General features: G+C 62.7%; 17 protein-coding genes. 11 read left to right on the plus strand and 6 right to left on the minus strand.

From position 1 onward, the window contains the following. The first annotated feature begins 56 nt into the window (after positions 1–56). Positions 57–1295 (plus strand): NAD(P)/FAD-dependent oxidoreductase, encoded by a 1239-nt coding sequence (locus ACSW29_RS10120; RefSeq protein ID WP_411742501.1) that lies wholly within the window; start codon positions 57–59, stop codon positions 1293–1295. Between the two features lie 42 nt (positions 1296–1337). Further along, a complete protein-coding gene (locus tag ACSW29_RS10125) occupies positions 1338–2102 on the plus strand; it encodes a glutamate racemase (RefSeq protein ID WP_230812185.1) in 765 nt (254 codons plus the stop codon). A gap of 13 nt (positions 2103–2115) precedes the next feature. Here the strand turns inward: ACSW29_RS10125 and ACSW29_RS10130 are convergent, their stop codons facing one another. After that, positions 2116–2484: an SPW repeat domain-containing protein gene (locus tag ACSW29_RS10130; protein ID WP_448277149.1), complete on the minus strand. Its 369-nt coding sequence runs from the start codon at positions 2482–2484 to the stop codon at positions 2116–2118. A gap of 359 nt (positions 2485–2843) precedes the next feature. On the opposite strand from ACSW29_RS10130, the gene ACSW29_RS10135 reads away from it, so the two are divergent. Together ACSW29_RS10135 and ACSW29_RS10140 are read left to right on the plus strand one after the other, a co-directional pair. Next, a complete protein-coding gene (locus ACSW29_RS10135) occupies positions 2844–3581 on the plus strand; it encodes a DNA alkylation repair protein (RefSeq protein WP_448277150.1) in 738 nt (245 codons plus the stop codon). A 38-nt stretch (positions 3582–3619) separates the two neighbouring features. After that, the gene (locus ACSW29_RS10140; protein WP_448277151.1) at positions 3620–4948 is read left to right on the plus strand and encodes a glycosyltransferase 87 family protein; all 1329 of its coding nucleotides are present in this window, start codon (positions 3620–3622) and stop codon (positions 4946–4948) included. On the opposite strand, the gene ACSW29_RS10145 is transcribed toward ACSW29_RS10140, so the two are convergent. Beyond that, positions 4920–5975, minus strand: coding sequence for a ferredoxin--NADP reductase (locus ACSW29_RS10145; RefSeq protein ID WP_317825186.1), 1056 nt, complete (start codon positions 5973–5975; stop codon positions 4920–4922). The genes ACSW29_RS10140 and ACSW29_RS10145 overlap by 29 nt on opposite strands. 361 nt (positions 5976–6336) lie before the next feature. Here ACSW29_RS10145 and mdo point away from each other — a divergent pair, with 361 nt between their 5' ends. The 4 genes from mdo to ACSW29_RS10165 all read left to right on the plus strand — a co-directional run bounded on the left by mdo (position 6337) and on the right by ACSW29_RS10165 (position 10704). Next, the gene (mdo, locus tag ACSW29_RS10150; protein ID WP_003942095.1) at positions 6337–7611 is read left to right on the plus strand and encodes an NDMA-dependent methanol dehydrogenase; all 1275 of its coding nucleotides are present in this window, start codon (positions 6337–6339) and stop codon (positions 7609–7611) included. A gap of 86 nt (positions 7612–7697) precedes the next feature. Further along, positions 7698–8780 (plus strand): MadB family AAA-type ATPase, encoded by a 1083-nt coding sequence (locus ACSW29_RS10155; RefSeq protein WP_230812189.1) that lies wholly within the window; start codon positions 7698–7700, stop codon positions 8778–8780. Further along, a complete protein-coding gene (gene madC / locus ACSW29_RS10160) occupies positions 8777–10300 on the plus strand; it encodes a MadC family VWA domain-containing protein (RefSeq protein ID WP_448277152.1) in 1524 nt (507 codons plus the stop codon). The genes ACSW29_RS10155 and madC overlap by 4 nt, the downstream gene beginning before the upstream one ends. Positions 10301–10356: 56 nt before the next feature. Continuing rightward, the gene (locus tag ACSW29_RS10165) at positions 10357–10704 is read left to right on the plus strand and encodes a hypothetical protein (RefSeq protein ID WP_317825189.1); all 348 of its coding nucleotides are present in this window, start codon (positions 10357–10359) and stop codon (positions 10702–10704) included. On the opposite strand, the gene ACSW29_RS10170 is transcribed toward ACSW29_RS10165, so the two are convergent. After that, positions 10693–11112 carry an RNHCP domain-containing protein gene (locus tag ACSW29_RS10170; RefSeq protein WP_317825190.1) on the minus strand — a complete coding sequence of 140 codons (420 nt, stop codon included), beginning with the start codon at positions 11110–11112 and terminating at the stop codon, positions 10693–10695. The genes ACSW29_RS10165 and ACSW29_RS10170 overlap by 12 nt on opposite strands. Positions 11113–11127: 15 nt before the next feature. Further along, on the minus strand, positions 11128–11490 hold the full coding sequence (locus ACSW29_RS10175) for an RNHCP domain-containing protein (protein ID WP_347871424.1): 363 nt from the start codon (positions 11488–11490) through the stop codon (positions 11128–11130). A gap of 435 nt (positions 11491–11925) precedes the next feature. Between ACSW29_RS10175 and ACSW29_RS10180 the strand changes: the two genes are divergently transcribed. Genes ACSW29_RS10180 through ACSW29_RS10190 form a run of 3 tightly spaced genes read left to right on the plus strand, consistent with a single transcriptional unit; the run spans position 11926 to position 15246 of the window. Further along, positions 11926–13131, plus strand: coding sequence for an iron-containing alcohol dehydrogenase (locus tag ACSW29_RS10180; RefSeq protein ID WP_448277153.1), 1206 nt, complete (start codon positions 11926–11928; stop codon positions 13129–13131). A gap of 43 nt (positions 13132–13174) precedes the next feature. Next, the gene (locus tag ACSW29_RS10185) at positions 13175–14566 is read left to right on the plus strand and encodes a MadS family sensor histidine kinase (RefSeq protein WP_448277154.1); all 1392 of its coding nucleotides are present in this window, start codon (positions 13175–13177) and stop codon (positions 14564–14566) included. After that, a complete protein-coding gene (locus ACSW29_RS10190) occupies positions 14563–15246 on the plus strand; it encodes a MadR family response regulator transcription factor (RefSeq protein ID WP_230812196.1) in 684 nt (227 codons plus the stop codon). The genes ACSW29_RS10185 and ACSW29_RS10190 overlap by 4 nt, the downstream gene beginning before the upstream one ends. On the opposite strand, the gene ACSW29_RS10195 is transcribed toward ACSW29_RS10190, so the two are convergent. Together ACSW29_RS10195 and ACSW29_RS10200 are read right to left on the minus strand one after the other, a co-directional pair. Continuing rightward, positions 15243–15782, minus strand: a complete 540-nt coding sequence (locus tag ACSW29_RS10195) for an RNA polymerase subunit sigma (protein ID WP_317825195.1) — start codon at positions 15780–15782, stop codon at positions 15243–15245. The genes ACSW29_RS10190 and ACSW29_RS10195 overlap by 4 nt on opposite strands. An 83-nt stretch (positions 15783–15865) precedes the next feature. Continuing rightward, positions 15866–16360 carry a GbsR/MarR family transcriptional regulator gene (locus tag ACSW29_RS10200; protein ID WP_317825196.1) on the minus strand — a complete coding sequence of 165 codons (495 nt, stop codon included), beginning with the start codon at positions 16358–16360 and terminating at the stop codon, positions 15866–15868. Between the last annotated feature and the right edge of the window lie 7 nt (positions 16361–16367).

Here is a 16367-nt window from a genome sequence, read left to right on the forward strand (position 1 = left end):
ACATGCGGGATGCACCACACCTACTCCGGCATTTGGTATGGCAGAGTCGGAGGCAAATGGTGACGGCGTTCATAGTGGGCGCTGCAAGTGACGTGGGTCGGACAGGGTGGTACGTAGTGGCACGGATAGTGATCGTGGGTGCGGGTTTGTCGGGACTGCGGACCGTCGAGGAACTACGACGAGCGGGCTTCGACGGCGAGTTGACGCTCGCTGGTGGGGAAACGCATCTGCCCTACGACAGGCCTCCGTTGTCAAAGGAAGTGATCCGCGGTGACAAGGACGAGACAACACTGCGCCCGGCAGAGTTCTACGTCGAGAACAAGGTCGACCTCAAGCTCGGTTCGCCGGCAACCTCGGTGGACACTGCTGCGAAGTCCGTGGCGTTCGCCGACGGATCCACCCTGGACTACGACGAGTTGATCATCGCGACCGGACTGACTCCCCGTCGGATTGCCGGCCTTCCAGAGCTGTCTGGGGTGCACGTTCTGCGCTCCATCGAGGAGGCGTTGGCCCTTCGCGGCGACTTGGCTCCCGGCAAGCGCGCGCTGATTGTCGGGGCCGGCTTCATCGGCTGTGAACTGGCCGCGAGCATGAAGTCTCACGGCGTCGACGTCGTCCTGCTCGAACCCCAACCGACACCGCTGGCGTCGGTGCTGGGTCCTGTCGTCGGCGCCCTCGTCGAACGTCTGCACCGGAACGAGGGCATCGACGTCCGCGTCGGCACCGGCTTGACCTCGCTGTCCGGCGAGGGGGCGGTTGCCGCCGCGACCTTGAGCGACGGTTCGGAGATCCCGGTCGACGTGGTGGCGATCGGAGTCGGTTCGGTGCCAGTCACGGGATGGCTCGACGGTTCGGGGATCGAACTCGACAACGGAGTGCTCTGCGACGGCGTCGGCCGCACCAGCACCGAACACGTTTGGGCGGTCGGCGACGTCGCGTCCTGGCAGATCGGTGATCGACGCAAGCGTGTCGAACACTGGACCAACGCGGGGGACCAGGCCAAGATCCTGGCAGGTGCGATCACCGGCACGGGTGATCCGGATGCGCCGGCGCAGGTTCCGTACTTCTGGAGCGATCAGTACGACGTCAAGATCCAGGCTCTGGGGACCGTCGCACCCACGGATACCGTTCACATCGTCAAGGACGACGGCCGCAAGTTCGTCGCCTACTACGAGCGCGACGGTGTGTTGGCAGCTGTCGTCGGCGGAGGTAGCGCGGGGGCCGTGATGAAGATGCGTGCAAAGATCGCGGCAGGCACGCCCATCTCGGACGTGTTGGAGTCCACACCAGCTTGAACGGATGAGGCAGGACCGGTTCCGAGACGATAGATTTGTGCGGTGATCGTTGCACTCATCGACTCGGGACTGGGCCTGCTCCCTACCTCTGCGTGGCTCAGACGCCTGCGCCCGGATCTCGATCTGGTGCTGTCCCTGGATCCGGACGGCGCCCCGTGGGGGCCCAAGCCAGAGCCGTGGGTCATCGACCGGGTCCTCGGTGCGGTGCGGCGGAGCCTCGATCGTGGAGCTCAGGTCATCGTTCTTCCATGCAATACCGCCAGCGTCACAGCGCTGCCGCACGTCCGCGAACTCGTCGGACCGCAAGTGCCCGTCATCGGAACCGTGCCTGCGATCAAGCCCGCTGCCGCCGCGTGCGATTCAGTGGCGATCTGGGCGACCGCCGCTACAACTGCCAGCCGGTACCAAGCCGATCTGATCGAGCAGTTCGGTAACGGCGCCAAGGTCGTCGGGGTGCCGTGCCACGGCCTGGCCGATTCGATAGATCTCGGTGATCGCGCAGCCGCACTTGCTGCCATCGATTCCGCGGTTGCCCGTACGCCCGACGACGTCAGCGGCGTTGTCCTCGGGTGCACTCACTACCCACTGCTCGCCGACGAAATCGCAGCGCGGTTGCCCGCCGGCGTCACACTCTTCGACAGCGCGGAAGCCGTTGCACGACAGACTTTGCGGCGGATCGACGGGCTCAGCGCCGCGGGCGTGGGATCGGGAACCGTCGAGGTATTTGTGAGCGGGCGGCCGGGCGCGCTACCGCCCAGCGCCGAAGCCTTCGACGCCGGGCGGTTGTTGGGCGCGATCAAAGCCTGATCAAACCGCTTTGTCAATGGGCGGCTACGCCGCCGTGACCCCCGTGATGCATCCGCGCACTCATCACCGGCATCGCACTCACCGCGACCACAACTGTCAGGACCCCGACCACCCAGGCTGTCCACGACGCACCGCGCAGAGCGTCGAAGCTCATGACCCAGGGTGAAACGAACATCAAGACGCCGAAAACGCCCATCGCGTAATCCGCCATGGCCATGTCCGGACGTGCCATGTGTGCCAGACCCGACAGTGCAACCAGGACACCCAGGACGACGAGTGACCACATTGCCCGATCGGTGGTGTCGAGCCACATCGGCGAGAGAGCCGCAAAGACGCCGAGAACCACCGCGACGGCATCTTGCATTCGATTCCACGACTTCATGACGAGACCTCCAAAGACGAGAGTGTGTCCACCTGTAGTACACGCCCGCGGAAGATCGAGATCAACTCTCCGCCAATTGCATTCGCGTTGCAGTTAGGGTCGATGCGGAGGCTCGAATATCAAGATTTGTGACCATTCGTCCGGATTGCCACGAGCCCACGCGGCGCGCTTGCCGCGATATGTCCCGAGAGTGCCATGAGGGTGAGAGTGGTGAATGCGATAGCGGCGGTGATCATGGGTGGTCCTTTCACTGACTGTCCCCGAGTGTCGTCTGCCGACCTGTGGCCGAGCAGGGCACACGGTGTGAGAACGCTGAGAATCGAAGAGTCAGCACAGGCGACTCGTGAGAAGGTTCTGGGGTGACGCAATCGAGTGCCCAGGACGTGATCGAGCAGTTGGCCGATCTCGCCGATCCCGCCGATGCCGTCCACCTTCAGCGGTTCTTCAAGACGGGGCCGGGGGAGTACGGCGAGGGTGACGTCTTCATCGGAGTGCGAGTGCCGAAGACGCGTTCGGTGGTGAAGAAGCATGTGGGCCTCGCGTTGCCTCAGATACGCCTCCTTCTCGACAGCGACGTTCACGAGCACCGGTTGGCCGGGCTGCTGATCCTGGTCGCTCAATTCGAAAAAGTCAGTCGCCCAAAATTTTTCGACGACGAGAGTCGCGCCCGCATCGCCGACTTCTATCTCAGTGCTGTCGAGGACGGGCGGGTGAACAATTGGGATCTCGTGGATTCGTCCGCCGGACAGATCCTCGGCGGCTGGTTGTACGACCGAGATCGTCGGCTGGTCTTCGAGCTTTCCGATTCGGGTGACCTGTGGCGACGACGGGTGGCGCTGCTGACGACGTACGGGTTCATTACTTGCGGCGACGCGTCGACCACCCTCGAACTCGCCGCGCAAGTTCTGGGTGATCGACGGGACCTGACCCAGAAAGCGATGGGCTGGATGCTCCGCGAGGTCGGCAAACGGGTGGATCGGGATTTGTTGACCGGGTTCCTCGAAGCGAATGCAGCAGACATGGGACGCACGGCGCTGAGCTACGCGTGTGAACACCTGACCGCAGACGAGCGAGCACACTTCCGAGCGGCCCGCTAGCGAAGTGTCGCTCGGAAGGTTGTGGGACGATTCTCGGTATGCCCGCCACCCGTGTCGAGGCGTCTCGAATTGTGACAATCGGTTCACTGATCGCTGCCGGCGTCGCAGCTCTGTGTTATCTCGTGTACTCCGTTCGAGCCGTCGAACCCGTTGATTTTCTCGTTTACCGCTACGCTGCCCAGGCGTTCGCAGCGGGATCGAACATCTACGAGGGCAATCTTGTCGGCCCGTTGATCGTCGACGAGGGTATGCCGTTCACGTACACCCCATTCGCGGTGATCTTCCTCTGGCCGACTGTTCTCTTCGACTGGTGGACTGCCTATCTGCTGTGGTCGGGCTTGTGCATCGCGGCATTGGTGTGGACGGTTGCGAGGTTCACTCCCGCTCGCCTCCCGAAGCGGCCGCTCGTCATGGCGGCATTGGTCCTCGCCGTGTCGGTGACTCCCATCGTCAGTGCGCACATCTCCTTCGGCCAGGTGAACTTGGTGCTGATGGTGCTCGTACTGCTCGACGTGATTCGCCGGGAGGATTCGAGATTCGGCCGGTGGTTTCCGCGAGGACTGCTGATCGGCGTCGCGGCTGCGATCAAGCTGACTCCGGCTCTCTTCATCGTCTACTTCGTCGTCACGAAGCAGTGGCGACTCGCGATCTGGAGTTCGATCGGATTTGCCGCGGCGACTGCCGTCGCAACAGTGGTGGACCCGGCCGTCAGCTGGACCTTCTGGTCGGACGTCGTCTGGAACCTCAGTGACCGGGTGGATTTGAGCGGGCAGGCGATCGCGAGTGCCGGCAACAGTTCGCTGCAGGGCGGACTTGCCGCCCTGGGCACCTGGACGGCGTCTCTGGCGATGCCGCTGACCGTGCTGTGCGCGGTGGTAGCGCTCTGGATCGCCCGAGATGTCTATCGCGTCGGGCATGCGGTCGATGCGGCGTTGGTGATCGGATTGAGCGCGCCGATTATTTCGCCGATCAGCTGGATTCACCACTGGGTGTATCTCGTGCCTGCTGCCGTCACGGTTCTCTTTCGGCTTCGATCGCCGCTGCAGTTCGGTGCGGCCGCTCTGGGGTTGGCGCTCGTCTACTGCGGGCCGAGTATGGGACAGCAGTTCATCGAGACGTCGCCGCTCCTGCTGCCGTTGGGGTTGGTCCTTCGTGAGGGTTTCCTGATCGTGACCCTCGTACTGATTCTTGCGCTGTGGCGGTTGCCCACAACGGCGCCTGCGTGGGTTTCGGGGAGGGACTCAGAAGATGACTCGGGAGATGACTCGCGAGACTCGGAACATGACAAAGCCCCCGATTCCGCAGGGAATCAGGGGCCGTCATGCATCGAAGCAGGGTTCAGAACTCGATCTTCAGGTGATCGGTGATCGGCTTCGCCTGGCAGCCGAGGATGTAGCCGTTCGCCACGTCCTCGGCGTCGAGGATTTCGGAGTTGTCCATCTGAACTTCGCCTTCTGTAACGGTGCAGGCACACGACCCGCACTCACCTTCCTGGCAGGAGTACGGAACGTCGAGGCCCTTGGCGAGCATGATGTCGACGAGCGTCTGCTTGCGCGGCCAGACTAGGGTGTGGGTTTCACCGTCCAGTTCGACTTCGACGGTTGCGGCGTCGGCTGCTTCTTCGTCGGAGACCTCGGCTACCTCGACGTCACGGAACGGGTCGCCCGCGAGTGAATTGAAGACCTCGGCGTGAACCTGCGTGCGGGGCATCCCGGCCTCTGCCAGTGCCTTGTGGACGGCGTCCATGAAGGGGCCTGGACCGCACATGAAGGCCTCGTACGCGACAAATGGCTTGGCCAGTGTCGCCAACTGTGAGATGGCGGGGAGTCCCTGCACGGTTTCGATCCAGTGGACCACGGTGAGGCGGCCGGGGTGTTGCGCTGCCAATTCGCGCAGTTCGGCGCCGAAGATGACGGACTTTTCGTCGCGATTCGCGTAGATCAGCACGACGTTGCCGCTGCCCTGCGTGAGGGCGGACTTGAGGATCGAGATCACCGGAGTGATTCCGCTACCTGCACCGAAGAGCAGGAAGTCGTGATCGAGCGACTTGGGCGTGAAGACACCTGACGGCGGCAGCACTTCGATGGTGTCGCCGACCTGGAGCTTGTCGCACAACCAGTTGGAGCCGTAGCCGTCGACGGTTCGCTTGACGGTCACCTTGGGGGCGTCGTCGGTGAAGGGCGAACTGGCCAGGGAGTAGCAGCGTGCGACCGAGCCGGTTTGATCGCTCGGGATGCGCAGGGTCAGGAATTGACCTGGCTTGTAGTCGAACTTGTCCTTCAGTTCTGCGGGAATCTCGAACACCAGCGACCGGGCGTCGGAAGTCTCTTCGATGACTCCGGACACGGTGAGTACCGCCGATCGCGAGCTGTGCGGTACCTCGACTGTCGTCATCGCGAAGCTAGTCCTCTCGTGAAGCTGGGTAAAGCGCAGGTCAGTGAAGGTCAACATCTAGAACGTGTTCTAGTTCAATGTTAGCAGTGATGAAAAGCTACTGGGGATCGTAGTCGCCGAGCAACACGTTCCCGATCAGCGGGAACCACGGCGGTCTGATCCGGCCGTCCTGGCGGTCCGGGGTGGCGATCACCTGCCCGAACGGGCGGTTCACGGGCGGCGTCCGGGCGGTTGAGCTGTCGAAGTCTGTGCACGGGCTGTTTGTCGGTACACAGTGGGAACCAGGTGAGACGCCGGTCACAAAGAATCGGCTCGAATCCCTCCCGCAGTCACATTCGTGCACATCCCTGAGGAGATACCGATGGCTATCGAGCTCAACCAGATCTGGGACTTTCCCATCAAGGAGTTCCACCCCTTCCCTCGCGCCCTGATGGGTGTGGGCGCCCACGACATCATCGGGGTGGAGGCCAAGAACCTCGGCTTCAAGCGCACCCTTCTGATGACGACCGGTCTGCGCGGTTCGGGCATCATCGAGGAACTCGTCGGCAAGATCGAGTACCAGGGTGTCGAGGTCGTGCTCTACGACAAGGTCGAGTCGAATCCCAAGGACTACAACGTCATGGAGGCCGCGGCTCTCTACCAGAAGGAGAAGTGCGACTCGATCATCTCGATCGGCGGTGGTTCGAGCCACGACGCCGCCAAGGGCGCTCGCGTCGTGATCGCACACGACGGTCGCAACATCAACGAGTTCGAGGGCTTCGCCAAGTCCACCAACAAGGAGAACCCGCCGCATATCGCCGTATCCACCACGGCCGGAACGGGTTCCGAGACGTCGTGGGCGTACGTCATCACCGACACGTCGGACATGAACAACCCGCACAAGTGGGTGGGCTTCGACGAGGCGACCATCGTGACATTGGCGATCGACGATCCGCTGCTCTACTACACCTGCCCTCAGCACTTCACCGCGTACTGCGGCTTCGACGTACTCGCTCACGGCAGTGAGCCTTTCGTGTCTCGTCTCGATTTCGCGCCTTCGCTCGGTAACGCGATCTACTCGGTCGAGTTGGTCGCGAAGAACCTGCGCGAGGCTGTCTTCGAGCCGCGTAACCTCAAGGCTCGCGAGGGAATGATGAACGCGCAGTACATCGCCGGACAGGCATTCAACTCCGGCGGCCTGGGCATCGTTCACTCGATCTCGCACGCGGTCAGTGCCTTCTTCGACAGCCACCACGGTTTGAACAACGCCATCGCGTTGCCACGTGTGTGGGAGTACAACCTGCCTTCGCGCTACGAGCGCTACGCCCAGTTGGCCGGCGCACTCGGTGTCGACACTCGCAACCTCACCACGGTTCAGGCTGCAGATGCTGCCGTCGAGGCTGCCATCCGTTTGGCCAAGGACGTCGGTATCCCCGACAACTTCGGTCAGGTTCGCACCGATTCGTACGCGAAGAACCAGATGAACACCAAGAAGTACGAGGGTCGTGGTGATGTCATCAAGGGTGACGAGAAGACTGTGCGCGCCATCTCCGAGCACATTCAGGACGACTGGTGCACCCCGGGTAACCCCCGTGAGGTCACCGTGGAGTCGATGATTCCGGTTGTCGATCACGCGATCAACAAGTCGTACTTCTAGCAGGGCCTCCGGCCCCGTGCGCCTTTTTGGTAGCCCGCACTACCAAAAAGGCGCACAGGGGCTGTGCCCCTATCGAAAGGTATTCCATGTCCGGTCGCAGTTTCTCCAGCGGAATCGAAGTGAAAGATGCTCTGCGAGAGCAGGACTACATTGCCGATGACGAGTTCGCGGTAGTCGTTCATCTGGCGACGGCGCTGGGGCGTCCGCTCCTGCTAGAAGGGCCGGCCGGTGTCGGCAAGACGGAACTGGCGAAGTCGCTGGCTGCGATCGGGGGCCGCAAACTGGTGCGATTGCAGTGCTACGAAGGGCTGGACGACAATCGCGCCCTGTACGAATGGGACTACGCGAAGCAACTCCTGCACGTGCAGATGCTCCGTGACCGGATCAGCGATCAGGTTTCGAAATTCGACAGCGTCGCCGAAGCGTCCAAGTTTCTGGCCGATCAGGATTTCGGGTTGTACTCCGAGAACTTCCTGTCAGTACGGCCGCTGCTCGAAGCGATCCTCTCACCCGAACCGGTGGTGCTTCTGGTCGACGAGGTGGACCGCACAGAGGAGTCGATGGAAGCACTGCTCCTGGAGATTCTCGCCGAGCAGCAGGTCACCATTCCCGAGGTCGGTACGTTCGTTGCCCGCTCGCAGCCCTGGGTCATCCTGACGTCCAACGATACCCGCGAACTCTCACCCGCGCTCAAGCGTCGCTGTCTGCATTACCATCTCGGCTATCCGACGTCGGAGCGTGAACGCGAGATCGTCACGGCCCGAGCGCCGGAGGTGGATTCGGCTACGGCCACCGAGGTCGTCGAATTGGCTCGCATTCTGCGTGACCTCCCGCTGCGCAAGAGTCCGTCCATCTCGGAGGTCATCGACGCGGCCAGGGCGGCAACAGTGCTCGCGGCCAGCGGATTCGACACCGCCTCCGACGCCAAGGTGCGCGACATCCTGCTCACGGCGTTGCTCAAGTACTCGTCCGATGTGACGCTGGCCAAGCAACGATTCGACGGAAAGCTTCTCGAATCACCGTCGCGTGACGGTGGCGAGCCGATCGAGCGATCCACGGTGGCAAGCAAACCCGCCAACACGACGACGGCCGTGTTCCGGGGCACGGGTGGACGTGACCCTCATCAACAGGGAATCCGCGGCGGCAGCGGAATCCGTTCGACGCGATGACGACGCTCGGTGGCCTTGCCGTGTGGCAACCGTCGTTTGTTCTCGACGTGGTGTCCGCGAGCTTCGGCCGATTGCTGCGGGCGGCCGGAGTTTCTGCGTCACCGGCCGAGGTCATCGAGGTTCGGCGTGTCCTCGCGATGGTCGGTGCCTCGGATCGCAAGACATTGCGAGCGTGTCTCCGGGCAGTGTGCGCCAAGTACTCTCACGAGCAGGCCGGTTTCGAGCGGGCGTTCGACGCGCTGTTCCGGCAGCCTGCGGAGACGGCCCACGCTGAGCGGATGGCGTCGCGCGCCGAGGTGGCGGACGGTCTGCCCACCGCGCTCGGGATCGACGAGGATCAAGAAATTGGTCGGTACGCCGAGTACAACGAGCGTGCGGCCGAGGTCGGCGACTACTTCGACACTCCGGAAGCGGAGAAGGGCTTCAACCCGCACAAGGACGACGACGATGTGTCGATGACGTCGAGTGACGCCGAACTGTCGGTCGATACCGGTTCGGAGACCGGTCGACGCGGAGTCAGTTACACGGTCGACGTGGACCGTGCAGCCTCGGCAGTGGTCGGTGACCTCAGTACCAGTGTTGCTGCAGCAGTGGTCGGTTCTTTGTCGTGGGACGATCCGACGTCGATCCTGGCCTGGCTGGACGCATACGACCCGAGCAAGGCGTACGCGGACGTCTCCGACGACGGGCCGTTGACGCAGGCGCAATTGAATCGGCTCGTCGAGGCGGTCGAAGCGTTTGTGCAAGCGCTCTCGGCCGCTGCGCTCGCCGAATCCGCTCCCGATGCGCCGGACAGCGAATCTGCTGCAGGTGCAACGCACAACGACATCGAACTCGCGTGCCACGAGGTGCTTCGGCGCATGAGAGGTCCGTCCAGGCTGCGACCCCGTGAGCGCTCTCGTGGGCATCTCGACATGCGCCGCACGGTGCGTTCGAGCCTGCGCACTGACGGGATACCCTTCCATCTGGTCGTGAAAGCTCCTCGCCCCGATCGTGTTCGGCTGCTTCTGATCGCAGACGTGTCGCTGTCCGTGCGGCCCATCACAGCCTTCACGCTGCGGTTGGCTCAGGCGATGCATCGCCGGGCAGATCGTTGTGAAGTGCTCGCGTTCGTCGATCGTCCGGTCGACGTGACCGACACCCTTCTCGCCAGTAGCGGTGACGGTGCACTGGCCGCAGTACTCGCGCACCCGGGACTGGATCTGGAAGCGAGCAGCGACTACGGGCGGGTGCTCGCTGAATTGTTGGACGAGCACGGAAACACCTTGAACTCGCGGACTTCCGTCATCATCGTGGGTGACGGTCGATGCAACGGCTTGCCGCCGCAGGTGGACAAGCTCGAGGAACTCCGCCGAAAGGTCCACCGTCTGGCCTGGATCACGCCTGAACCACAGCGTTACTGGAACCAGGCATCGTGCGCAATGCCGGAGTATTCGGAGATCTGCGACGAGGTTGTTGTTGCCCGAGATGCCGCGCAACTGATGACGAAAGCCGCCGAACTGGGGCACGCACTTCGCTGATGCCACTGCACTTCACTGATGTCACTGCGCGATCCGTCGTGAACTAGTTTGATCTCATGACCGAAATCAGGGGATCGATCTGGCGACCGATCGCGGCGCTGACAGTGCTCGGAGCGGTGTGTGGGGTTGTCGCGCTCGGTGTGTTTCAGTGGTGGTGGAAGTCGTTGGCGTCACCGCATATTCTCACCAGCGGATCCTATCGGGATCCATTTTCCGGACCTACATTCACCGGACCCGAATTCATGGACCTCTTTCCGGCTGAACCTGCCCCCTGGTTGTATTCGGGATTGGTCCTCGGACCGACTGTGGTCGGCTTGCTCGCCGGGATCATGTTCGTGGTTGTCGTCAGGCGTAATCGCGCGCAGAACCGTGCGATTACACCTGACGATTCATCAGAGCGCTAGCAACGCTCGCGAGCCCAGGCGAGGGTCCGCCAACGGACGTAGCGCCAAGCGCAGCAGGACCAAGGCGTTGTCGTCGCCGGCGATCCTGTTGACTTTCAACGTATTGCACTCGAGGCACTGGTGAACGAGCATCCATTCACCGTCGTGCCGGACTGTCAAGGACAGCGCCGCCATTGCGCCTCTGCACTGTTGTGCTCGGTCGCCGGGAATACGCCCGTCCACGTGTCGGCTTGCCAGACAGTTCGGGCAGTGGTTCCGATGGGCGGTACCCGGGGCCTCGGTGGGGATATCCAAACGGCATGTGAGACAACGGAAACTCGATCCTGGCTCGCCGCCGATTCCGTGCAGTACTTGCTTGGTGCGTTGCGGTGCCCGCCGCGAGCGGGTGCTGGGATTCCTACGTGGCATCTGCGTTCCCACCCATTACAAGTTGCCGAAGGCTTCGAGCGGGAAGGGCGGTTGCGCGAGTGGCCGCACTGCCATCCTCATCAACAACAACTGGTTGTCGTCTCGGCTGACGGGGTTGGAGGTGAGTTCGAGGCACTGTGCGCAACGGTGGATGATCATCCAATCGCCACTGCGCAGCACCGCGATCGAAATGGGGGCCATCCGCATTCCGCAGTCTGACGGCCCACCTTCCGCCTGGTCGAACAGGTGTCGGGAATGCAGGCAACTGGGGCAATGGTTTCGGCGATCGCCGTCTGGGCCGTACGTCATGACGGTGAGTCCGCACTGAACGCAGGAGAAGGTGTCGGTTTTCGAGATGGAATTGTGTGATCGAGGCACTGGAGAACTCCTAGCTGAGTGAACAAAGCAGTAGGAGCAGGCCGAGGGGGCCTCGCGGCTGTCAGTCCGACGTTTCGAGGATCAGCAAGTGACCCTCGAGGTTGCCGACAGTGCAGGGGCGGGAGGCGCGCTCGGCGCGGGCTGGGTCATAAACACCTTCTGGATCAGTACTACCGGCCGCTCTGGCCGAAACCGAAAGTACAACGCGACCTGGCCGCCGCGCCATCTATTTTCCAGAGATGTCTTACCTGCCCGAACGGGTAGGTAAGTGCCTCTCCTTCGGTGGGTGTGCCCCGACTGCCGTCCGCGTAGGCTCGGGGCCAGCGATTGTAAGGTGGATCACACCAGTTGGTGCACGTGAGAGCTGATGCACTGAGAGCGACGGATGCGAAATCCCGAGCGGAGATCTCAGCGCAGCGAGAGGAGAGTGGGGTCGTGTCCGTGGCATATCCGGATGCTGTGAACCACGGTGTTCATCGCCGCGGCACTGCTGCTCGACTGGTCAAATTTCACGCCCCCGAGATCGTCTTCGGCATCGGTTCCCTGGTCGAGGCAGCACACGCGACTTTGAGGTTCGGTGGGTTCCGACCGTTCCTGGTCACCGATCCCGGTCTGATCGACGCCGGATGGGTCAGCGAACTGGAAGGCCATCTCACCGAGCAGGGACTGACCGCGACGGTGTGGTCAGGGCTGACACCCAACCCCAAGGACTTCGAGATCGCGGCCGGATTCGAGGTGTACCAGGAAGGCGAGTGCGACGTCATCATCGCGCTCGGCGGCGGTTCCGTCATCGACGCAGCAAAAGGTGTTGCCGTCCTCGCTGCCAACGGCGGCAACATACTCGACTACGAGGGTGTGGATCAGGCGACAAAACCGATCCCACCGTTGGTGATGGTTCCCACCACGTCCGGCACGGGCGCGGACGTGTCGCAGTTCTGCATCGTCACGGACACGACCCGCGGCACCAAGATCACCATCATCGGCCGGGCACTGGTCCCCGATGTGACGGTCATCGATCCGCGGTTGCTCACGACGATGCCCGAGTGGCTCAATGCTGCAACGGGATTGGATGCACTGACGCACGGTATCGAAGCCTTCGTCTCGCTGGCCCACAATCCGTTGACCGATCATCACGCGCTCCGCGCTGTCGGGTTGGTGACCGAGAATCTGGTGCACACGATCCAGGACCCGATGGGGATGGAAGCGCGGTCGGTGATGGCGCAGGCGAGCCTCGAGGCCGGGTTGGCGTTCACAAACGCGATACTCGGCGCCGCGCATGCGATGAGCCATCAGGTGGGCGGCATGCTCGACCTGCCACACGGCGTCATCAACGGAATTCTGTTGCCCCACGTCATCCGGTTCAATTCCACGACGGACGCTGCCCCCTTTGTTGCCATCGCTGCGGCACTGAGTCTTCCCGAGCAGCACGGCACCCCGGAGGAAGCAGCGCTGGCGGTGGCCGATCGGGTCGAACGGCTTGCGCGTGAGGTCGGCGTGCCGAAGGGGTTGGGGGAGTTGGGTGTTCGAGAGGTAGATCTGAGTAGGCTCGCCAGCTTCGCTTTGCTCGATGCCTGTATGTCCACCAATCCCAGGGAAGCGACGCAGGAGCAGATGGTGGCGTTGTTCAGAGGTGCCTTGTGAAGAGGGACGCTGTGAAGAGTGACGCTGTGAAGTGGTGCAGACGATGACCGCGGACCTGTCCCGGCTCACCGGATTACGGTCGGGGAAGAGTTCGTTCTACCCGCAGTATCGCGGTGCGGCGGAGCGCCTCGAGCGCGTCGTACATGCGTTGGAGTTGATCTCGCGGGCATTGGTGCGCACCGTCGAGGGCCCGGAAACCCTGGTTTGCGCGGTCGCGGAAGCTGCCCGCGCTCATCTGAGTGCCAACTGGATAGTCTTCGCCTTGGCCGATGGGACCTTGCCCGACGCCGGGCCCCGGCGATTGGTCCTCGGTCCGGATGCGACGCCGTTCCTGGTCGACAATGTGGAGGGGCCACCGCTTCCGGAGGATGTCGTCGAATGCCTCGACGACATCCGGTACGGAAGAATCGAATCCAACTCGGTGATCGACGCTCACTACGCGTTTGTGCCGATCGTGCTCGGCGGTGGTGTGGTCGGCGCCTTTGCGGCCTGGACGCCGGCCAACCGGACGCTCGATACGACGGACGGCGCCGTGCTCAGCATTCTGGCCAGCCAGACTGCTGTGGCCCTGCAGAATTCGGCGCTCTACCAGCGCGGACAGCTACTGCTCGAGCGTGCTGAGGATGCGTATGCGGAGGCCAATCGCACTGCGGCAGATCTTGCGGTGCGTAACAGCGAATTGGAGTCCACTCAGCGTCAGTTGGGAGTGGCTCACCGGCATCAGGTGGTCGACGACGAACGCCACCGGATCGCCCGCGAACTTCACGACAGTGTGACGCAGGCGGTGTTATCAGCCGGAATGCAGATCGAGGTCTGCCGCAGCGACATCCCGGAGGCCGAGCGCAGTGAAAGACTGGACTTGGCAAAGGATTTGACCAGGCGGGCAGTCGAGCAGCTCCGTTCGGCGATCTACGCTCTCAATCATTCCTCGGACGCGGACAGGACGTCGCTGCCCGAGATGCTCGAGCAGCTCGGCGTGGTTCACATGCCCGACGAGTTGGCAGTCAGCGTTCGCGTCGGCGGGACCCCGACCGAACTTCCGAGCGATGCCGAACACGCCCTTCTGCGGATCGCCGGGGAAGCCCTGTTCAACGCAGCGGTCCATGCTCACGCGAATCGGGCGGTACTCCGTCTGACCTATCGGGCGGACTCCGTGTTGTTGTCGGTCTCCGACGACGGTGATGGTGACCCCGCCCGGATGCGGCTTATTCTCAAACTCGCAGCCACCAACGATCTCGACGGCCGCCACCGCGGTCTCGCGAACATGCAGGCGCGAACCTTGGAGTTGGGTGGCGCGCTGGAAGTGCGACGGGCTCGGATCGGTGGGATTCAGATTCTCGTGCGACTGCCACTGCCGCTGCCAGGGGCACTGCCGCTCGACTCGGGCATTGAAAACCTGTGCTCTACCACTGAAATCGAGAGCGAGGAATCATGACTACTGCCCGTCCCGTCGTCACCCGTGGAGCGTCGCCGGTTCAAAGTTTGGTTCGCATAGTCCTGGTCGACGACCACGCGATTCTGCGGCAAGGGCTCCGCTCGGTGCTCGAGCGCGAAAGCGACCTCGAGATCGTGGGGGAGGCGTCGTCCCTCGCCGAGGCGCTTGCCGTCGTCGACAAGGTCGGGCCGGACATCGTCCTGATGGATCTCAAGCTCTCCGCCAGTTCCGATTACGAGGGGCTGACCCTCTGTGGCCAGTTGTCGTCCGCGCATCCTGGGCTCGGACTGTTGGTTCTCACCACCTTTCTCGACGATCAACTGGTGGTGCGAGCGGTGCACGCGGGTGCTCGCGGCTATGTGGTCAAAGACGTCGACACCACCGAATTGGTGCGGGCGATCAGGGCGGTCTCGCGAGGCGAGAGTGCGTTCGATTCTCGCAGCGCATCGGCTGTCGTCCGTTCGCTCAACGGACAGTCGGCAACCAAGGAACGATTGACCGATCGCGAATTGGAAGTGCTGAGGCTTCTCGCAAACGGCTTGTCCAACATCAAGATCGGTGAGCGATTGTTCATCTCACCGACCACCGTCAAGTTCCACGTCAGTAACATCATGCGCAAACTCGAGGTGAGCCGGCGAGCCGAGGCCGTCTACGCCGCGAGTAAGCAAGGTCTGATCTAGCTCCGCTCGGAGACCGTCCAAGCGCGCAGCGCCTGGTGCTGTACGAGGAGCACACTCGATCGAGTTGTGCGCAGAGTCGACGCGGTCATCTCGGCAGTCAGACCCACTGCGATTCGCAGTACCAGGACCTCACGTTGATCGTCGGTCAGGCGACGTGGGCGTTTGAATTGCCCGTCGATGTTGCGTGACTGGGGAATTGACGCAATCCGTCGAGAGGCCAACTCGTAAGCGAAGGTCTCGATGCGTGTGTCGGCCGAGATCGTATCGGACATTCGTGTGATGACGTCCAGGGTGCATTGATGGGCGAGATCGTCGGCGAACGATGCAACAGGCGTCCCGAGGAGTCTGGCGCGATAGTAGAGAACGACGCGAGGGTGCAATCGGGCCAGGAGTTTCGACAGTGCATGATGATCGCCGGCGAATGCTTCGGCGGCGGTGCGGTTCAAGGAAATCGATCGTTCACAGGTTTCGGGTGAGGCGGTTCGTGCGAAGGGTGGAGTCGGTGAAGTGTTCGCGCCCCTGATCGACAGCTTCATCAGCAACTCCTCGAGTACGCCGCGCCTCACCATGCTGGAACGAGAATTGAGGTACCCCGCCGAAATTGAGGGTAAACCTGAAGTTACCTACCAGGTGTCCGGTCTTTTCGCCGGGAGCGCCAGTCCGCGAGCATTCGTGGCATTTCCGCGGCCATGAAGTCGAAGAAGTCGCGCAGATCAGCCATACGATCGCCGGCCGTCGTTCCTTCGCCGAGGACCCGAATGCCCTCGCTCGCAACTGCCGAGACCTGGTAGAGCGAGGACTGTTTCGTGACAAACGCGTCGGCCCACATGTCGACGCTGACGCAGTAGTGCTGACGCCTCGATCCGGGGACGGCCACACGCTCGATCAACCCGACTTGCTGGAGGTATCTGACTGCTCCGGAGATGGAGGCGGGGCTTACTCCCAACCGCGATCCGAGATCTCCGGGTGTGGACGAGGGCGTCTCGCTGGTCATCAACGCGGCCCACACGCGGGCGGGCATCGGCGGAAAACCCATGTCGCTCAGCACGAGTGAGAGTCGCTCGACATAATGTCGGCTCTCGTCCGGTGCAACGGTATTGCTGGTGGCGGTCATCGGAACC

Source organism: Rhodococcus sp. GB-02, from assembly GCF_053470465.1.